At 60.4% G+C, this 16912-nt stretch carries 15 protein-coding genes and 1 tRNA gene; 6 read left to right on the top strand and 10 right to left on the bottom strand.

Annotated features, from left to right (window positions below; translation table 11 throughout):
- Positions 1 to 6 precede the first annotated feature (6 nt).
- The 5 genes from rimP to ACXJKE_RS22225 all read right to left on the bottom strand — a co-directional run bounded on the left by rimP (position 7) and on the right by ACXJKE_RS22225 (position 6808).
- Positions 7 to 609: a ribosome maturation factor RimP gene (gene rimP, locus ACXJKE_RS22245; RefSeq protein WP_457282763.1), complete on the bottom strand. Its 603-nt coding sequence runs from the start codon at positions 607 to 609 to the stop codon at positions 7 to 9.
- A gap of 458 nt (positions 610 to 1067) precedes the next feature.
- Positions 1068 to 2711 (bottom strand): ABC transporter ATP-binding protein, encoded by a 1644-nt coding sequence (locus tag ACXJKE_RS22240; protein ID WP_457282762.1) that lies wholly within the window; start codon positions 2709 to 2711, stop codon positions 1068 to 1070.
- A complete protein-coding gene (locus tag ACXJKE_RS22235) occupies positions 2711 to 3865 on the bottom strand; it encodes an ABC transporter permease (RefSeq protein WP_457282761.1) in 1155 nt (384 codons plus the stop codon). The genes ACXJKE_RS22240 and ACXJKE_RS22235 overlap by 1 nt, the downstream gene beginning before the upstream one ends.
- Positions 3831 to 4865, bottom strand: a complete 1035-nt coding sequence (locus ACXJKE_RS22230; RefSeq protein WP_457282760.1) for a microcin C ABC transporter permease YejB — start codon at positions 4863 to 4865, stop codon at positions 3831 to 3833. The genes ACXJKE_RS22235 and ACXJKE_RS22230 overlap by 35 nt, the downstream gene beginning before the upstream one ends.
- 140 nt (positions 4866 to 5005) lie before the next feature.
- On the bottom strand, positions 5006 to 6808 hold the full coding sequence (locus ACXJKE_RS22225) for an extracellular solute-binding protein (protein ID WP_457282759.1): 1803 nt from the start codon (positions 6806 to 6808) through the stop codon (positions 5006 to 5008).
- Positions 6809 to 6915: 107 nt separating this feature from the next.
- On the opposite strand from ACXJKE_RS22225, the gene fabI reads away from it, so the two are divergent.
- On the top strand, positions 6916 to 7725 hold the full coding sequence (gene fabI / locus ACXJKE_RS22220; RefSeq protein WP_457282758.1) for an enoyl-ACP reductase FabI: 810 nt from the start codon (positions 6916 to 6918) through the stop codon (positions 7723 to 7725).
- Between the two features lie 344 nt (positions 7726 to 8069).
- Here the strand turns inward: fabI and ACXJKE_RS22215 are convergent, their stop codons facing one another.
- Positions 8070 to 8810, bottom strand: a complete 741-nt coding sequence (locus tag ACXJKE_RS22215; RefSeq protein WP_457282757.1) for a GNAT family N-acetyltransferase — start codon at positions 8808 to 8810, stop codon at positions 8070 to 8072.
- A gap of 184 nt (positions 8811 to 8994) precedes the next feature.
- The gene (locus ACXJKE_RS22210) at positions 8995 to 9354 is read right to left on the bottom strand and encodes a GFA family protein (RefSeq protein WP_457282756.1); all 360 of its coding nucleotides are present in this window, start codon (positions 9352 to 9354) and stop codon (positions 8995 to 8997) included.
- 150 nt (positions 9355 to 9504) lie between these two features.
- Here ACXJKE_RS22210 and ACXJKE_RS22205 point away from each other — a divergent pair, with 150 nt between their 5' ends.
- Positions 9505 to 10434: a DNA ligase gene (locus tag ACXJKE_RS22205; protein WP_457282755.1), complete on the top strand. Its 930-nt coding sequence runs from the start codon at positions 9505 to 9507 to the stop codon at positions 10432 to 10434.
- Between the two features lie 147 nt (positions 10435 to 10581).
- On the opposite strand, the gene ACXJKE_RS22200 is transcribed toward ACXJKE_RS22205, so the two are convergent.
- Together ACXJKE_RS22200 and ACXJKE_RS22195 are read right to left on the bottom strand one after the other, a co-directional pair.
- On the bottom strand, positions 10582 to 11007 hold the full coding sequence (locus ACXJKE_RS22200) for a hypothetical protein (RefSeq protein WP_457282754.1): 426 nt from the start codon (positions 11005 to 11007) through the stop codon (positions 10582 to 10584).
- A gap of 60 nt (positions 11008 to 11067) precedes the next feature.
- Complete coding sequence (locus tag ACXJKE_RS22195) at positions 11068 to 13356, bottom strand: Orn/Lys/Arg family decarboxylase (protein WP_457282753.1); 2289 nt, start codon at positions 13354 to 13356, stop codon at positions 11068 to 11070.
- A 199-nt stretch (positions 13357 to 13555) separates the two neighbouring features.
- On the opposite strand from ACXJKE_RS22195, the gene ACXJKE_RS22190 reads away from it, so the two are divergent.
- The 4 genes from ACXJKE_RS22190 (at position 13556) to ACXJKE_RS22175 (ending at position 15468) form a co-directional block, all read left to right on the top strand.
- Positions 13556 to 13981, top strand: a complete 426-nt coding sequence (locus ACXJKE_RS22190) for an NfeD family protein (protein WP_457282752.1) — start codon at positions 13556 to 13558, stop codon at positions 13979 to 13981.
- A 10-nt stretch (positions 13982 to 13991) separates the two neighbouring features.
- A complete protein-coding gene (locus ACXJKE_RS22185; RefSeq protein ID WP_348045061.1) occupies positions 13992 to 14909 on the top strand; it encodes an SPFH domain-containing protein in 918 nt (305 codons plus the stop codon).
- Positions 14910 to 14934: 25 nt separating this feature from the next.
- Positions 14935 to 15309 (top strand): DUF2237 family protein, encoded by a 375-nt coding sequence (locus ACXJKE_RS22180; protein ID WP_457282751.1) that lies wholly within the window; start codon positions 14935 to 14937, stop codon positions 15307 to 15309.
- Positions 15310 to 15378: 69 nt separating this feature from the next.
- Positions 15379 to 15468 (top strand) — tRNA-Ser (locus ACXJKE_RS22175).
- A 170-nt stretch (positions 15469 to 15638) separates the two neighbouring features.
- Here ACXJKE_RS22175 and ACXJKE_RS22170 read toward each other — a convergent pair.
- Entirely contained in the window at positions 15639 to 16769 is a 1131-nt protein-coding gene (locus ACXJKE_RS22170) for a branched-chain amino acid ABC transporter substrate-binding protein (RefSeq protein WP_457282750.1), read from the bottom strand.
- Positions 16770 to 16912: the final 143 nt, after the last annotated feature.

Below are 16912 nucleotides of genomic sequence, written 5' to 3'. Positions count from 1 at the left end.
TTGAAATTAATTCTCTGCGGAGGGCTCGGCACCAGGCGTTATTTTGGGTTTACGCCCCTTGAAATCAACCACGGGCGCGAGGCGCGCCTGTTGAATCTCATCGAGGGTAAAACCCAACGCCTGCAGCGGTGCGGGAACCTTCTTCTTACTGACCTTCTGGCCGGGTTTGACGGCCGGCTCGTCGCTCCACACGATCTGCCAGCCTGCCACGCCGTCCGCGGCCACGACACGCTCGAGCGTGCCGCGAAACTTCTTGCGGCTGGCCGCGACGGTAGAACCGGCGCTGGCAGCCACGCCAATGGGAGCCTTGAGGGTGATGTCGATCAACTCACCGGCAAAACGCTCAAAATCTTTTTCGTTGCGCAAGGGCCTGTCGATGCCGGGGGAACTGACTTCCAGCCGCGCATATTCGGCGCCTTCGACTTCCAGGACAAACTGGAGCTGGCGGGTGACTTTTTCGCAGTCCTCGGCATTGATGAACTGTTCGGCACCCTTGACGTAGGGCATGTCGATCGTGACGCGCAGCAAACCACCGCCGGTGCGTTCGATCTCGACCAGCTCGTAGCCCAGCCCTGTCACAGTTTGCTCAATCGTCTCTTGCAATGCCATTCAGTCTCTTAAACCCGCTCTAAATCCGTATGTTCAAAAACAAACGCCCAAAAAAAATGGGCGGTGAAAACCCGCCCATTTGGTCGTGAAGCTCTTATTGTAACGTGCTGCGCTCTTCGATGCAAACAATTTCCGTGCCTGACGCACTAGAGAACGCCTGCATCGCCGATGTAAATCCTTCTGGTTACGCCCCCGCCCTGCTCATTGGAACAGGCCTGATGGGCGGGCTAGGGCACATTCCTTTCGGTTAACCATTCCGGCGTCACCACTAGAAAGAAGCAGAGTGAAAACGGATGCATCGCTGCGTGAAAGTCCAAATGACACCTCCTCCTCACGCTTCCTTGAAAAAGATTTATGAATCCAATAAAATCAATTAAATCATATGAGTTTTTAATTTAGTTAAAGTAATTTATGAAGATTTTTTGTGATCTCTACCGGGCCGTGGAGATGCACAACGTTCAAGCCGCAGTGACCAGAACCCGTGTATATGGATGCCGCGGCGTATCCAGCACTTCGCTCAGTGAGCCTGACTCCAGCACGTCGCCGTCCTTCATCACCATGACCTCGTGGGCCATGGCGCGGATCACGTCGACGTCATGCGTGATCAGCAAATAACTCAGGCCACGCTCGCGCTGCAATCTTTGCAGCAGTCCCAGCACCTGTTTCTGGATGGTCACGTCCAGCGCGCTGGTGGGCTCATCCAGTACCAGCAGGCTGGGGTTGACGATCAGCGCGCGCGCAATGGCCAGCCGCTGGCGCTGCCCGCCTGAAAATTCGTGTGGATAGCGTTGTAGCAAACCCGGAAACTGGGCCTCGGTCATACCGACATCGGCCAAGGCCTGCAGCGCCCGTTCGCGCCGCCCGGCCGGAGCCAGCTTGGGCTCATGCACCGTCAGGCCCTCCTCCACAATGGCTTCAACGGTCATGCGGGGTGACAGGGAAGAAAACGGGTCCTGAAACACCACCTGAACGGCGCGGCGGATGGCTTTGTTGCGTGCCGCATCCCGGCTCCAGGCCTGGCCCGCCGCCTGCAGCTGCCCTGAAAAAGGCAGCAAGCCCAGGCTGGCCAGCGCCAGGGTGGATTTTCCGGATCCCGACTCACCGATCACGCCCAGCGTTTTGCCCGGGGGGATATGAAAGCTGGCGTCTTTGACCGCCACAAATTCGGCTTTTTTAAACCATCCGCGTATGCCTGGAATGGAGACCGGATACCCCACACGCAGGCTTTCCGCGCGCATGGCCGGCGCCGCGCCCGCTTGCGCGCCGGTGCCGGCCGCCAGCCCGTCCCGCTGGGGCTTGCTGTCGATCAGTTTGCGCGTGTAGGGGTGCTGGGGCCGGGCGAAAACCTCCGCCACGGCGCCCTGCTCCACGATGTGGCCGTTTTCCATCACCGCCACGCGGTCGGCAAACTTGCGCACGAGGTTCAGGTCGTGGGTGATCATCAGCACCGCCATGCCGTTGCGCTGCTGCAGCTCGCCGAGCAGGTCCAGGATCTGGCCGCGCAGGGTGACGTCCAGCGCCGTGGTGGGTTCGTCGGCCAGCAGCAATCTGGGCTGGCAAGCCAGCGCCATGGCAATCATGGCCCGCTGCCGCTGGCCGCCCGAAAGCTGGTGCGGGAAAGAGTTTGCGCGTCTCTCAGGCTCGGTGATGCCCGTATCTGCTAGCAATTTGATAGCTTCTTGCGCACATTCTGCGGGGGTCAAACCCTGTTTTAGCTGAAGAACTTCGGCAATCTGGTTGCCAACGCTGAACAGGGGGTTCAGTGCTGTCATGGGCTCCTGAAAGATCATGGCGATGTCACGGCCGCGAATCCCCCGCAAGGACTGTTCCGGCAAGGACAGCAAATCCACGGGCGCCCTGGGCGGCGCACCGCTGGCAGCCCGATCTGCCGCATCGATGCCGGTAAAAACAGCCTTGCCACCGACCACGGCGTTTTGCGCCAGCCGTAGCAGGCTCAGCGCCGTCACCGTCTTGCCCGAACCCGATTCGCCCACCAGCGCAAGCTTTTCGCCAGGTGCGATGGAAAAATCGATGCCGTGGACAACGGATTTTCCTGCGAATGAAATCTGCAGGTTTTTGACATCAAGGAGCGGTGGTGTCATCAGTCGGCCTTCCTGGGATCCAGGGCATCGCGCAAGGCGTCGCCCATGAAAGTGAGGAGCAGCAGCGTGATCACCAGCACCGCGAAGGTAGACAGCGATATCCACCACGCATCGATGCTGTTCTTGCCTTGCGACAGCAATTCACCGAGCGAAGGCGTGCCCGGCGGCACCCCCAGCCCCAGGAAGTCCAGCGAAGTCAGCGCCAGAATCGCGCCGCTCATGCGAAACGGCAGGAAAGTCACCACAGGCGTCAGGCTGTTGGGCAGGATGTGGCGCCAGATGATGCTCAGGTTACCGACGCCCAGCGCACGCGCGGCGCGCACGTAGTCCATCTGCCGGTTGCGCAGGAACTCGGCGCRCACATAGTCTGACAACCCCATCCATCCGAACAGGCTGAGCAGGATCAGCAACAGCGCCACACTGGGCGCGAAAACGGCGCTGAAGATGATCAGCAGATAGAGCTCCGGCACGGAGCCCCAGATTTCGATGAAACGCTGGAACAACAAATCGGTCTTGCCACCGAAATAGCCCTGTAGCGCCCCCGTCAGCATGCCGAGCAGCACACCGGTGACCGTCAGCGCCAGCGCAAACAATACGCTGACCCGAAAGCCGTAAATCAGCTGGGCGAGCAGGTCGCGGCCCCGGTCGTCGGTGCCCAGCAGGTTGGCGCGCGTCGGCTTCGAGGGGTTGGGCTCTTTCGCAAAATAATTGAGTGTGTTGGGCCCATAGGGGTTGAGCGTGTACAGCGCGAAGTTGCTGCCACGCGCCAGCCGTTCCTGAATATAAGGATCGAGGTAATCCGTGGTCGTGTCGAAATCACCGCCAAAGGTTTTTTCGCTGTAGTCCTTCACCATGGGGAAGTAATAACCGCCTTCATAACGCACCAGCAGCGGCCGGTCGTTCGACACCAGCTCGGCAAACAGGCTCAGCACCACCAGCGTGCAAAACACCACCAGGCTGTAAAACCCCAGCTTGTTGCGCCGGAACCGCCTCCACGCACGCCGCGCGGGCGAGTTGGAAACGTACTTTTCTTGTACAGCGTCGCCGCGGACCGGGCTTTGCCCGTCCGCAGGAGGCGTCCCCTCGGGGGGAAGGCCGCCGGAGGTGGCTTCAGGGGGGTTAATCGAACCGTACACGCGGATCCACCCAGACATAAGACAAATCGGAAATCAGCTTGGTGAACAAGCCGATCAAGGTAAATAAGTAGAGCGTGCCCAACACCACCGGGTAGTCGCGCCGGATGATGCTTTCATAGCTGAGCAGCCCCATGCCATCCAGCGAGAACAGGGTTTCGATCAGCAGCGCACCGGTGTAGAACGAGCTGATAAAGGCCGCCGGGAAGCCGGTGATGAGGGGGATCAGCGCATTGCGGAAAATATGCTTCCACAGCACCTGGCGCTCACCCAGGCCCTTGGCGCGGGCCGTCAGCACGTATTGCTTGCGGATTTCCTCCAGGAAGGAGTTCTTGGTCAGCATGGCCGTAACTGCGAAGCTGCCCAGCACCATGGCCGTGACCGGCAAGGTGATATGCCAGAGGTAATCGGTGATGCGCGCACCCCAGCTCAAAGTCTCCCAATTGGGCGAGGTCAGGCCGCGCAACGGAAACCACTGCAACTGGCCGCCGAAGATCACCAGCAGCGCGACACCCAGCACAAAGCCGGGAATGGCATAGCCGGTCAGCACCAGCAATGTTGTGACGAAATCGAAACGCGAGCCGGCACGCACCGCCTTGGCGACGCCCAGTGGCACAGCCACCAGGTAGCTGATGAAAAAGGTCCACAAACCCAGGCTGATGGAAACCGGGAGCTTTTCCTTGACCAGTTGCCAGACCTCCTTGTTGTGGAAGAAGCTTCTGCCAAGGTCAAAGCTCAAAAACTGCTTGAGCATCAGGTAAAAGCGCTCGGGCGCCGGCTTGTCGAAACCATAGAGCGCCTTGATCTGCTCGACGCGTTTCGGGTCGACGCCCTGCCCACCCCGGTAGCTCAGGCCGCCACCCTCGGCGCCGCCTCCACCGCTGGGGCCGGCCTTGGCCTCGGCCATGTATTGCTCCACCGGCCCGCCCGGCACGAACTGCGTCACCACAAAGGTGATCAGCAACACCCCGAACAAAGTCGGGATCATCAAAAGACAGCGTTTGAGAATGTAGGCAAACATGGTCGATCAGCCCCTCTCAAATCCAGCAGGCGCAGCGGAACTGGCTTCGCCAGGCCGCAAGCGCCGCCCCCTACAAGGGGGGAAGGCGCTACGCGAAGCGAGCGTCCGACGGGGGTGTTCAATTTGCTCGACGGGGGTATTCATTGCTTGGCCCACCAGGTATCGATGATCCAGGTCTCGCCTGGCGCATAGGGTGGCATCTGGCCCGGCATGGCAAGGCGGCGTGCGTTATAGACCACGCGATGGGTGCCGGCCGTCCATTCCGGCAGCAGGTAGTGGCTGTGCGCCACGATGCGTTCCAATGCACGGCAGGCGGGCAACAACTCGGCCTTGGTTTTGGCGCTGGTCATTTTGGTGATCATGGCATCAATCGCGGGATTGGCGGCTCCGCTGAAGTTACCCGACTCCTCAGTGGCGGCGGCCTTGCTACCGAACATGTCGGCGAACTCCTGACCCGGGTTGTTGGTGCCACCGTAGGCGATGGAGATGATGTCGAACTCGAATTTATCGAGGCGCTGCTGGTAGAGCGCGAAGTCGACCTGCCGGAAGTTGAGCTGGATGCCGAGCTTTTCGAGGGCGCGTATCCAGGGCGAAATCGTGCGCACACCGCCCTCGTTGCTATCCAGGTATTCCAGCACCATAGCCTCGCCTTTGGCGTTGCGCAGCTTGCCGTCCCGAACCTCCCAGCCGGCTTCCTTCAGGAGCACCTGGGCACGGCGCAAATTGGCGCGCAGCGAGGAGTCGCCGTCAGTACGCGCCGGCACGTACATGGTGCCGAATGCCGCTGTGGGGATGTCCTTGCGCCAGGGTTCCATCAAAGCCAGCTCTTCGGGCTTCGGCAGTCCGGTGGCCTGGCAATCGGTGTTTCCGAACAAGCCGGTCACGCGCTGGTAGGCGTTGTAAAACAACTGGCGGTTCATCCACTCGTAGTCGATCGCCAGTCCCAGAGCTTCCCGCACGCGCGGGTCCTTGAGCTTTTCACGCCGGGTATTGAGCACATAGCTCTGGAAACCCGTGGGCAGGCTGTGCTTGAATTCCCCCTTGACGAGTTCACCGTTGTCAAAACGTTTGCCCGTCAGGCGCCGCGCCCAGTCGCCGGCCGAGAAGAACCGCATGATGTCGAACTCGCCGGCCTTGAGCGCCTCAAGCCTGGCAGTGTTGTCCTTGTAAATCTTGACGGTGACGGTGTCGAAATTCTCGGTGCCTACCCGCACATTGAGCTTCTCACCCCAGTAGGTCTTGTCGCGTACATAGCTGATGTCTTTGCCGAAGATCACCGGGCCGATGCGGTAAGGCCCGCTGCCAATGGGGATGTCGGTCACGACCTCATTGAAGGGCTTGGCCTTACCGGTGGCGTCCATGCCCCACTTGCGGCTGAACACCGCCATGCCGCCCACTTTCAACGGCAGTTCGCGGTTCGGCTTCCTGAAACGAAAGCGCACCGTCCGCTCGTCCACCACCTCGCAGGCTGCGACGTCTTCGAACACGGTCTTGTAGGACGGCGAGGTATGCGGGCCCATCAGGGTGTCAAAACTGTATTTGACGTCGGCCGCCAGCACCGGGTCGCCGTTGTGAAAGCGCGCTTCCTTGCGCAGGCGGAAGGTGGCCGTGAGCCCGTCAGCCGACACCTCGACGTCTTCGGCCAGCAGCCCGTAGCCTGAGGCGGTTTCGTCCATCGCCCCCGTCAGCAGCGTGTCGAACATGAAGCTCGACAAATAGGCCGGCGCCGAGCCTTTGATCGTGAAGGGGTTGTATTTGTCGAAGGTTGAGTAACGCAGGTTGCTGACCAGGCGCAGGTCCCCGCCTTTGGGTGCTGCCGGGTTGACATAGTCGAAGTGGGAAAACCCCGCGGGGTACTTGAGATCTCCCCAGAGCGCATAGCCGTGCGCGGCCCATGACGGTGATGAAAGACCCAGCAGGATCCAAACCAGCAAACTTCGCATGCGACAATTCTGCACTACTTAAGCTGGCAAGATTCCGGCGCGCAGACGTTGCGCCCTTGTCCCTTGCCCCCCCTTCCCCCGCGAACTACCTACTCTGGAGCACCTGCATGGCCACCAACACCGGATTCCTCACTGGCAAAAAACTGTTGATCACGGGGGTCCTCTCGAACCGGTCCATCGCCTATGGCATCGCCAAGGCCTGCCATGCCCAGGGCGCCGAGCTGGCTTTCGGCTATGTCGGCGAGCGCTTCAAGGACCGCATCACCGAGTTTGCTGCCGACTTTGACTCCAAGCTGATTTTTGACTGCGACGTGGGCGACGACGCACAGATCGACAAGATGTTTGCCGACCTCTCCAAAACCTGGCCGACGTTTGACGGCTTTGTGCACAGCATCGGCTTTGCGCCGCGCGAGGCGATCGCCGGCGACTTCCTGGAAGGCCTGTCGCGCGAGGGCTTCAAGATCGCCCACGACATCAGCGCCTACAGCTTCCCGGCGATGGCCAAGGCGGCCCTGCCCTACCTCAACAAAAAGTCCGCACTGCTCACGCTGACCTACCTGGGCGCCGTGCGCACCGTGCCCAACTACAACACCATGGGCCTGGCCAAAGCCAGCCTGGAAGCCTCGGTGCGCTACCTGGCCGAATCGCTGGGCCCCAAAGGCATGCGCGTCAACGGCATCAGCGCCGGCCCGATCAAAACCCTGGCTGCCAGCGGCATCAAGGGCTTCGGCAAGATTTTGAGCGTGGTTGCCGAAGCCTCGCCAATCCGCCGCAATGTGACGATTGAAGACGTCGGCAACGTCGCCGCCTTTTTGTTGAGCGACCTGGCCGCAGGCGTGAGCGCCGAGATCACCTATGTGGACGGCGGCTTCAGCCACGTGGTCGGCGGTATTGCCGAGCCGGCAGCCGAAGCCTGAAGGCTTTCGCGCCCGGCTGGCTTGCCGGGCGGCGCGCACATGCGGCAAGTTGCACTCTTGTCTCGCATGGCGCGCTATGAAATAGATAGCTGCTCGCGCATGACCCTATTGGTCTGGAGGCCAAATATGTGCACGAAAGACGGCTTCCAGGTGCTGCAAAGCCGTTTTTTTGAGGCAAGACGGGGCAGCAAGACAGCCAAATTCGATCAAATCAGGCCTGAAAATAACAATAAAGCAGGCTCTAGCCTAATAGCCGCCAGCGCGAGCAGCTATAAAAATCATAGCGCCTTGCCGCATCCAGTATCCCGCACACACCCAATTCCGCACCGCGTCTGGATCAAGGTTCAGCCCTGGGTCCAGTAGTCATAGCGCCAGACCGTTTCAAAGCCCGCCCGCCGGTAAAGCGCCCGCGCCGCGGCATTGCCTTCTTCCACCTGCAGGAATACACGCTCAATGCCCCGCTGCATGGCCGCTTCGGCCATCGCGGCCAGTACCCGGCCTGCCAACCCCTTGCCGCGATGTGCCGGGTCGGTTCGCATGCCGTGGACACTGGACCACCCGTGGCTGAACGCCGCCGCGCCAGCCGCAATGGCCTTGCCGCCTTCGCGCACGCTGGCAAACACTGAATCGCGTCCGCGGCTCAGTGACCTGACGCGGCTGGCACCGTCCACAGGATCAAACCCCTCGGCCAGGAACAACGCGGCCCAGGCCTCGTCCGGCGTGTTGGCTGTTTCAGCCAGCGCCTGCGCCGACACAGCGCGCATGGACTTGACCTGCGCCACTTCCACCAGCACCGGTTTGCCTGCCGTGTAGCCACGCGCGCCCAGCTCGCGGCGCAGGGCATCAAAACAGGCCTCATTGGCCAGCCGGAAGACCGCCCGCTTGCCGCGCGCACGGTACAGCCCTTCAATGCGATCGATCACGCCGTCGGCGGGCGGCTGATGCAGCAGGGGCACGGCACTTTTGGCCCGGCTGACCGTTCCGCTGTCGAAGGGCAGAAGCCAGCCCTCAATTTCAAGCTGCTCCTCGGGCGAGACAGCCGCCACGGTGGCGCGCTCGATATTTTCAATGTCGCTGGAAGTCATGGTGTCGGTAAAAATGCCGGGCCGGCTGGCCCAAGGGAATCAAACAGCAATGAATACAGGCCGGGAATACCGGCCCCAGGGGTACGGGCGAAGTGGCAGATTATTGCGTCCGCCAGGGTCCGGGAATACAGGATCCGGGGGTCTCCAGGAAGAGCTAGGAAGAGCTAGGAAGAGCTAGGAAGAGCTAGGAAGAGCGCCCATCGAAATGCGTCACCTTGATGGTGTCCAGATCGATTCCCTCAAGGCAGCGGACGTTGATAGCTGCAATGCGATTGCCGGCAGGGTCCGTTCCTTCGCCATAGGGATGAATGCCACAGGTGGGACAAAAACGGTGGCTGATCACATGCTTGTTGAACTGATAGTTGCTGGCATTTTCGTCGGGGGTCAGCAAACGGAGCTGGTCATGCGGCACAAACCACAGCAGCGACCCTTTGCGCTGGCAGATGGAGCAGTTGCAGGCCAGGGCGCTGCTCGGCTGGCCGTCGACCTCAAACGCGACTTTTCCACAATGGCAACTCCCTCTGGAAGTCTTTTTTTCTGTCATAAGTTGATTCCTCTCATGGCCATTGCAGCCTTCATGGTTGACGGGGTTGCGCGGGCAACACAGGCGCCCACAGAACGCTTGCACCGCGCAAATTTGAACTATAAACTGTACATTCATACAGTTATAAGTCAAGAAAAAACAGGGAGGCCCATGCGGCAACACATCACCCGCTCCGGCGAGCGGGCCAACACGGTCTTTTTTCGCCTCAAAACGCTTCACTGGCTGCTGGCACTCGCCGGCTTGCTGGCACCAGCGCTTCCGGTGCTTTCGGCATCCGCAGCTGCGCAAGCGCCGCCGCTGATGCTCGCCAAGGTGTACCAACCCGGCGTCTCCCTTCAGGATTATTGGGTCAGCGAAAAATTCGACGGCGTGCGCGGCTACTGGGACGGAGAACAGCTGCTCACGCGCGGGGGTGAACGCATCGCCGCGCCGGCCTGGTTTACCGCAGGCTGGCCCAAAACACCCCTGGACGGCGAGTTGTGGGCGGGCCGTGGCCAGTTTGCCAGGGCGGTGTCTACCGTGCGCCAGCAAACCCCGGACGACGCTGCCTGGCGGGCCATGCGCTTCATGGTGTTTGATTTGCCCGCGCAAGGCGGCCCGTTCAGCGAGCGGATCCCGGCCCTCAATGGCGTGGTGAGCCGCATCGACCAGCCCTGGGTGCAGGCCGTGGCGCAATCGAAGGTGGCAAGCCACGCCGCCTTGCAGGCGTTACTGGCCACCACCGTGAAGCGCGGCGGCGAAGGCCTGATGCTGCACCGCGGCGCGTCTTTCTACAAAGGCGCACGCAACGACGACCTGCTCAAGGTCAAGACCCACGAAGACACCGAAGCCCGCGTGGTGGCGCATGTTCCCGGCAAGGGAAAGTACGCCGGCATGCTGGGCGCGCTGCTGGTGGAAATGCCCGGTGCCGACGGCAAACCAGGGCGGCGCTTCAAGCTGGGCACCGGGCTCAACGATGAGCAGCGCCAGAATCCACCGCCCGTCGGCAGCACCGTCACCTACCGCTTTCGCGGACTCAATGACAGTGGCCTGCCCCGGTTTGCCAGCTTCATGCGGGTACGGGAAGACCAGCGGCTTTAAAGGTGGGCCCGCAAGCCGGCGCGCCGCCGGCAACCAACGTGAGTTGGCCTTGCGCCCAACGCACCTGGCGGGAAAAATGGCCTGTGGCGCCCCCTAGTCATGCGCCCCAGCTACAAAAAATATAGCAAACGCTCCGGGGAGGCGGCCTTATTTTTTCTGGCTCGCCAGCAGGCCGAGGCCTGTGTATCCCAGGCTGGCGATGACGAAGAACCAGCCCACCCACTTGAGGAAGGATGATCCGCCGGCTTCCTGCGCGAACCCCACCTGGCTCGGGTTATTTGGCATGTAGTAGATGCTCACAGGCTTGCCCGCCGCGAAATCCTTCAGCACGGCCTCAGGGAACGAGCGCTTGATCACCATGGGTTGCCCGGCTTCGGTGCGGAATTTGAGCTCTGCCGTGTAGATGGTTTGGCCGCTGCGGGAAAAACTCTTGTACTCCTTGATCGGCTCGACCACCGCCGTCTTGCCGCTGGCCATAAGGAGCCGCAACTCGCTGTCTCCGCTGGCCTGCACGCGCAGGAACACTGCGCCGACGATGACGCCGAGCACTCCGAAGAGAATCGTCTTGAACATGCCGCCTCCCAATAAATATGGGAGGGACTATAGCAAACGAAAGTACCCGTTTATTCCTGCCTAGCGTTTGACGCAATCCGCGTAGTAGCGCGTCTTGCCCTTGGCATCCACCTGTTCCACAAGGCCATGGATGTCTGTTTCAAAGCCTGGGCACTGGGCGTTGAACTCGCGCGAGAACTTCAGGTAGTCCACGATTTTCCGGTTGAACACCTCGCCCGGTATCAGGAGCGGAATGCCCGGCGGGTACGGCGTGACCAGGCCCACGGTGATGCGGCCTTCCAGGTGGTCGATTTCAACCCGTTCCGTCGTGCGATGGGCAATGTGGGCGTAGGCGTCGCTGGGTTTCATGGCGGGGGCCAGGTCGCTCAGATAGACCTCTGTGGTCAGGCGAGCGATGTCGTACTTGGCATACAGCGTATGGATATGCTGGCACAGGTCGGCCAGGCCCATGCGCTCGTATTTGGGGTACTTCTGGCAGAACTCCGGAAGGATCCGCCACATCGGCTGGTTCTTGTCGTAGTCGTCCTTGAACTGCTGCAGCGCCGTCAGCAGCGTGTTCCAGCGGCCCTTGGTGATGCCGATGGTGAACATGATGAAGAAGCTGTAGAGGCCGGTCTTCTCGACGATCACGCCGTGCTCGGCCAGAAATTTGGTCACGATGCTGGCCGGGATGCCGGTTTTGGCAAACTTGCCGTTCAGGTCAAGGCCGGGCGTGACGATGGTGGACTTGATCGGATCCAGCATGTTGAAACCGGTGGCCATCTGGCCAAAGCCGTGCCAGTTGTTGGCGCCGTTTTTGGCCGTCTTGGCACTGCGGGATTCACCCTTGATGATCCAGTCCTGCGACTCGCCGATGCCCTCTTCGACCAGCTTGTCCGGCCCCCAGACCTTGAACCACCAGTCGGTGCCGTATTCCTCGTCGATCTTGCGCATGGCGCGGCGGAAGTCCAGCGCCTCGGCAATGCTTTCTTCGACCAGTGCCGTGCCGCCGGGTGGCTCCATCATGGCCGCGGCCACGTCGCAGCTGGCGATGATGCTGTATTGCGGCGAGGTTGACGTATGCATCAGGTAGGCCTCGTTGAAGAGGTGCCTGTCGAGTTTGGTGTTCTGCGAATCCTGCACCAGCACGTGGCTGGCCTGGCTGATGCCGGCCAGCAGCTTGTGGATGGACTGCGTGGCGTACACCACCGCATTTTTTGGCCGCACTCGGCTCTTGCCCATGGCGTGGTAGCTGCCGTAGAAGGGGTGGAAGGCGGCGTGCGGCAGCCAGGCCTCGTCAAAGTGCAGGTTGTCGATGTAGCCGTCCAGCATGCCCTTGATGGTTTCGGTGTTGTAGAGCACGCCGTCGTAGGTGGACTGCGTCAGCGTCAGCACACGCGGCTTGACCTTGCTGCTGTCCACACCCTTGAGCAACGGATTGGCGTCGATCTTGGCGCGGATGGCTTCGGGCTCAAACTCGCTCTGCGGAATCGGCCCGATGATGCCGAAATGATTGCGCGTCGGCTTCAGGAACACCGGAATCGCACCCGTCATGATGATGGAATGCAGGATGGACTTGTGGCAATTGCGGTCAACGACCACCACGTCACCGGGCGCCACTGTGTGGTGCCACACCATCTTGTTGCTGGTCGAGGTGCCGTTGGTCACGAAGAAACAGTGGTCGGCATTGAAGATGCGCGCGGCATTGCGCTCGCTGGCGCCGATCGCGCCGTCGTGGTCCAGCAACTGGCCTAGCTCTTCCACCGCGTTGCAGACGTCGGCGCGCAGCATGTTCTCGCCAAAAAACTGGTGGAACATCTGGCCGACCGGGCTTTTCAGGAAAGCAACGCCGCCCGAGTGGCCCGGGCAGTGCCAGGAATAGGAACCGTCTTCGGCATAGTCGAGCAGTGCCTTGAAAAACGGCGGCTGCACGCCTTCCAGGTAGCTCTTGGCCTCCCGCAGGATGTGGCGCGCCACGAACTCGGGCGTGTCCTCAAACATGTGGATGAAGCCGTGCAGTTCACGCAGGATGTCGTTGGGGATGTGGCGCGAGGTCTTGGTCTCGCCATAGACGTAAATCGGCACATCCAGGTTCTTGCGGCGTACTTCCTCGATAAAGGTGCGCAGGTTGAGCACGGCCGGGTCGAGGTCGGGGCCCGGCGAAAACTCTTCGTCATCAATCGACAAAATGAAGGCGCTAGCCCGGCTTTGCTGCTGGGCGAACTGCGAGAGGTCACCGTAACTGGTCACCCCCAGGACCTCGAAGCCCTCGGTTTCAATGGCCTGGGCCAGCGCTCGAATACCCAGTCCGGAAGTGTTTTCGGAGCGGAAGTCTTCGTCAATGATGACAATGGGAAAACGGAATTTCATGGCTTGGGCTGGAGTTCATGGTCGCCCTGAACCTGTCGGAGGGCATGGGAAACGCTCAGAGGGCATAGACAGGTTGAGCCCGGGCGGTGAGAGGAAGCTTTTTCCAAGCAGCGAAGTGTAAGGACATATTGTTGCGCTACGCTTGTCTTGGGGTCTAATTGCCCCAAAATGTAGCGGATGACCGACAAAAGGAGGATGCATGAGTGAATCGACTATTTGGTGGCTGCTGGCGGGGGCCGCAGTGGCGGTGGAGCTGGCCACGGGAACGTTTTACCTGCTGATGGTGGCTTTGGGCATTGCAGCGGCGGCCATTGCCGCGCATTTGGGCGCCTCGACGTCCATGCAGCTTATTGCAGCGGCCGTCGTGGGCTCGGCCACCGTGAGCATTTGCCACCTTGTTCGCAGCCGCGGGCCCAGGGAGCTGCCGGCAAGCACCAACCCGGACGTCAACATGGATGTCGGCGAAACCGTGCAGGTGGACGCCTGGCAGGCGGACGGCACGGCGCAGGTCCGCTACCGCGGCGCGCAATGGGCTGTGGTTCAGGCGGAAGGCGGAACACCTTCTGCTGGAACCCACCGCATCCGGGAAGTCATTGGCAGCAAATTAATCGTAGAAAAAACCTGAGGGAGTCAGCATGTCGTCTTATGTAGCACTGGTCATTTTTATCGTCGCGATGATCTTCGTCATCCGCGCCATCAAGGTCGTACCCCAGCAAAACGCCTGGGTGAAGGAGCGCCTCGGAAAATACGCGGGCACATTGACCCCCGGCCTGAACTGGCTGATTCCCTTTGTCGACCGCGTCGCCTACAAGCACAGCCTGAAAGAAATCCCGCTCGACGTCCCCAGCCAGGTTTGTATTACCCGCGACAACACGCAGCTGCAGGTCGACGGCATCCTGTATTTCCAGGTCACGGACCCGATGCGGGCCAGCTACGGCTCATCCAACTACATCGTGGCCGTCACACAACTGGCCCAAACCTCGCTCCGCTCGGTGATCGGCAAACTGGAGCTCGACAAAACCTTTGAAGAGCGCGACATCATCAATGCGCAGGTCGTTGCCGCCATTGACGAAGCCGCCCTGAACTGGGGCGTAAAGGTGCTGCGCTATGAAATCAAGGATTTGACGCCGCCCAAGGAAATCCTGCACGCCATGCAGTCGCAAATCACTGCCGAGCGGGAAAAACGCGCGCTGATCGCCGCCTCTGAAGGCCGCCGCCAGGAGCAGATCAATATTGCCACCGGTGAGCGCGAGGCATTCATTGCCCGCTCCGAAGGGGAAAAGCTGGCCGCCATCAACAACGCCCAGGGCGAAGCCGCCGCCATCATGGCTGTGGCCGACGCCAACGCCAAAGCCATTGAGCTGGTGGCCGCTGCCATCCGCCAACCTGGCGGTGAACAAGCCGTGCAGCTCAAGGTTGCGCAGCAGGCGGTAGAGGCCTACTCGAAGGTGGCGAAGGACGCCAAAACGACATTGGTCGTGCCCAGCAACATGACTGAAGTCGGTGCGCTCATCAGCTCGGCCATGAAAATGGTGCAGGCCAACAAGGTATAACGACGGGCTTTTCGCAGGCAAGACCATGAGCGCAAAAAACGTACTGGGCACGGATTTGGTGCCCTGCTCCTATGACCCGCTGACCGGCTATTTTCGGGACGGTTGCTGCAACACGGATGCGTCGGATGCGGGGTCCCACCTGGTATGCGTTCGCGTCACGCGTGAATTTCTGGCTTTTTCCGCCAGCCGCGGCAACGATCTTTCCACGCCGCAGCCTGTGTACCGCTTTGCGGGCCTTCAGCCGAATGACCGCTGGTGCCTGTGTGCCAACCGGTGGCGCGAAGCGCTGGAGGCCGGCTTTGCACCGCCTGTCGTGCTGGAGTCGACGCACAGCAAGGCGCTGGAATTCGTCTCCCTGGCCCAGCTGGAAAAGCACCGGTTCCAGGACGCACTCCACTGAGCCTGTTGCGCTTCGGGTGCAATTCCTGCCTCCGTCTGTTCGCAGCACTGCTATAATCGAAGGCTTCGCGGAAGGGTGGATGAGCGGTTTAAGTCACACGCCTGGAAAGCGTGCGTRGGGTTAAACCTACCGCGGGTTCGAATCCCGCCTCTTCCGCCAAACAGTCTCGTCGCCGTGAGTTTCCACACGGTGGCAAAAACTCCTAAAAGCCCAGCTTGCTGGGCTTTTTTGTGCCCGCTCCACTTTCGGCGCCTCATTTCCGGTCTTCCCGGGTTTTTGCCGGGCAAAAAAAAGCCACCTTGCGGTGGCTTTTTTCTTGCGGTGAACGATTAGTTCAGAGCAGACTTCTTGCCGTCTTTGTAGACGTACAGGGTGATAGCGGGGTTCTTCAGTTCGCCATTGGGTTCAAAAGCGATCGTGGTGGTCACGCCCTTGAAATTGGTTTTAATCAGCTCAGGGGTGTAAACCTTTGGATCCCAGGATCCGGCGCGCTTCATGGCATCAACCAGAACGAAGGTCGCGTCATAGGTGTACGGGCTGTAAACCTGGAACTGCTTCGGATACTTGGCTTCGTAGCGCTTCATCCAGGCTTCGCCGCCTGGCATTTTGGCCAGCGATGCGCCGCCTTCAGCGCAAACCACGTTGCCGATGGTCTTGGCGCCTGCAGTCAGCTTGGCAAGTTCTGCGGTGCAGATGCCGTCGCCGCCGAAGTACTTGACGTTGCCCATGCCGAGTTGTTCCATCTGGCGCAGCATTGGGCCGCCTTGTGGGTCCATGCCGCCGAAGAAGATCGCGTCAGGTGCTTTGGCCTTGATGGCGGTCAGGATGGCCATGAAGTCGGTAGCCTTGTCGGTGGTGAACTGCTCGTCAACCACGGTCATGCCTTTTGCCAGGGCCGTTTTCTTGAACACTTCAGCAACGCCCTGGCCGTAAGCCGTACGGTCGTCAATGATGGCGACTTTCTTCAGCTTCAGCGTGTCGGCAGCATAAAAAGCCAGGCCAGCGCCAAGGGCGTTGTCATTGGCAATGATGCGGTAGGTGGTTTTGTAGCCTGGCTTGGTCAGGTTGGGGTTGGTTGCAGCGCCCGTGACGTGGGGAATGCCGCAATCGTTGTAGACCTTGGAAGCGGGAATGGTGGTTCCGGAATTCAGGTGGCCGACCACGCCGGCGACTTTGGAGTCGCACAGCTTTTGTGCAGCGGCGGTGCCCTGTTTTGGATCAGCGGCGTCATCTTCAGCAACAATTTCAAACTTGACCTTTTTGCCGCCGATGACCACGTTTTGCGCGTTCAGGTCTTCGATGGCCATGCGCACGCCGTTTTCATTGTCTTTGCCGTAATGGGCTTGCGAGCCGGACAGCGGCGCCACGTGACCGATCTTGATCACTGCGTCTTGGGCAGAGGCAAAACCCGCTACTGCAGCGAGAGCAGCCACTACTGTCAGTTTTAATTTCATTTGCATAAAAAACACTCCGATTAGGAAATTACCGTTAAAGGTTGAGAACAATTTTTTTACTCAACGGGGCCGAACATAACGCAATTTCCGGGCCCGCACCATAGCAACGTCCCTAGGTTAAATTCCGATAAGGGGGTTTACCCGGGGAG

The sequence above is a fragment of the Polaromonas sp. P5_D5 genome, from assembly GCF_054049435.1.
Note: the sequence above shows the minus strand (reverse complement) of the source record. Positions and strands in the feature narration are given on the sequence as shown.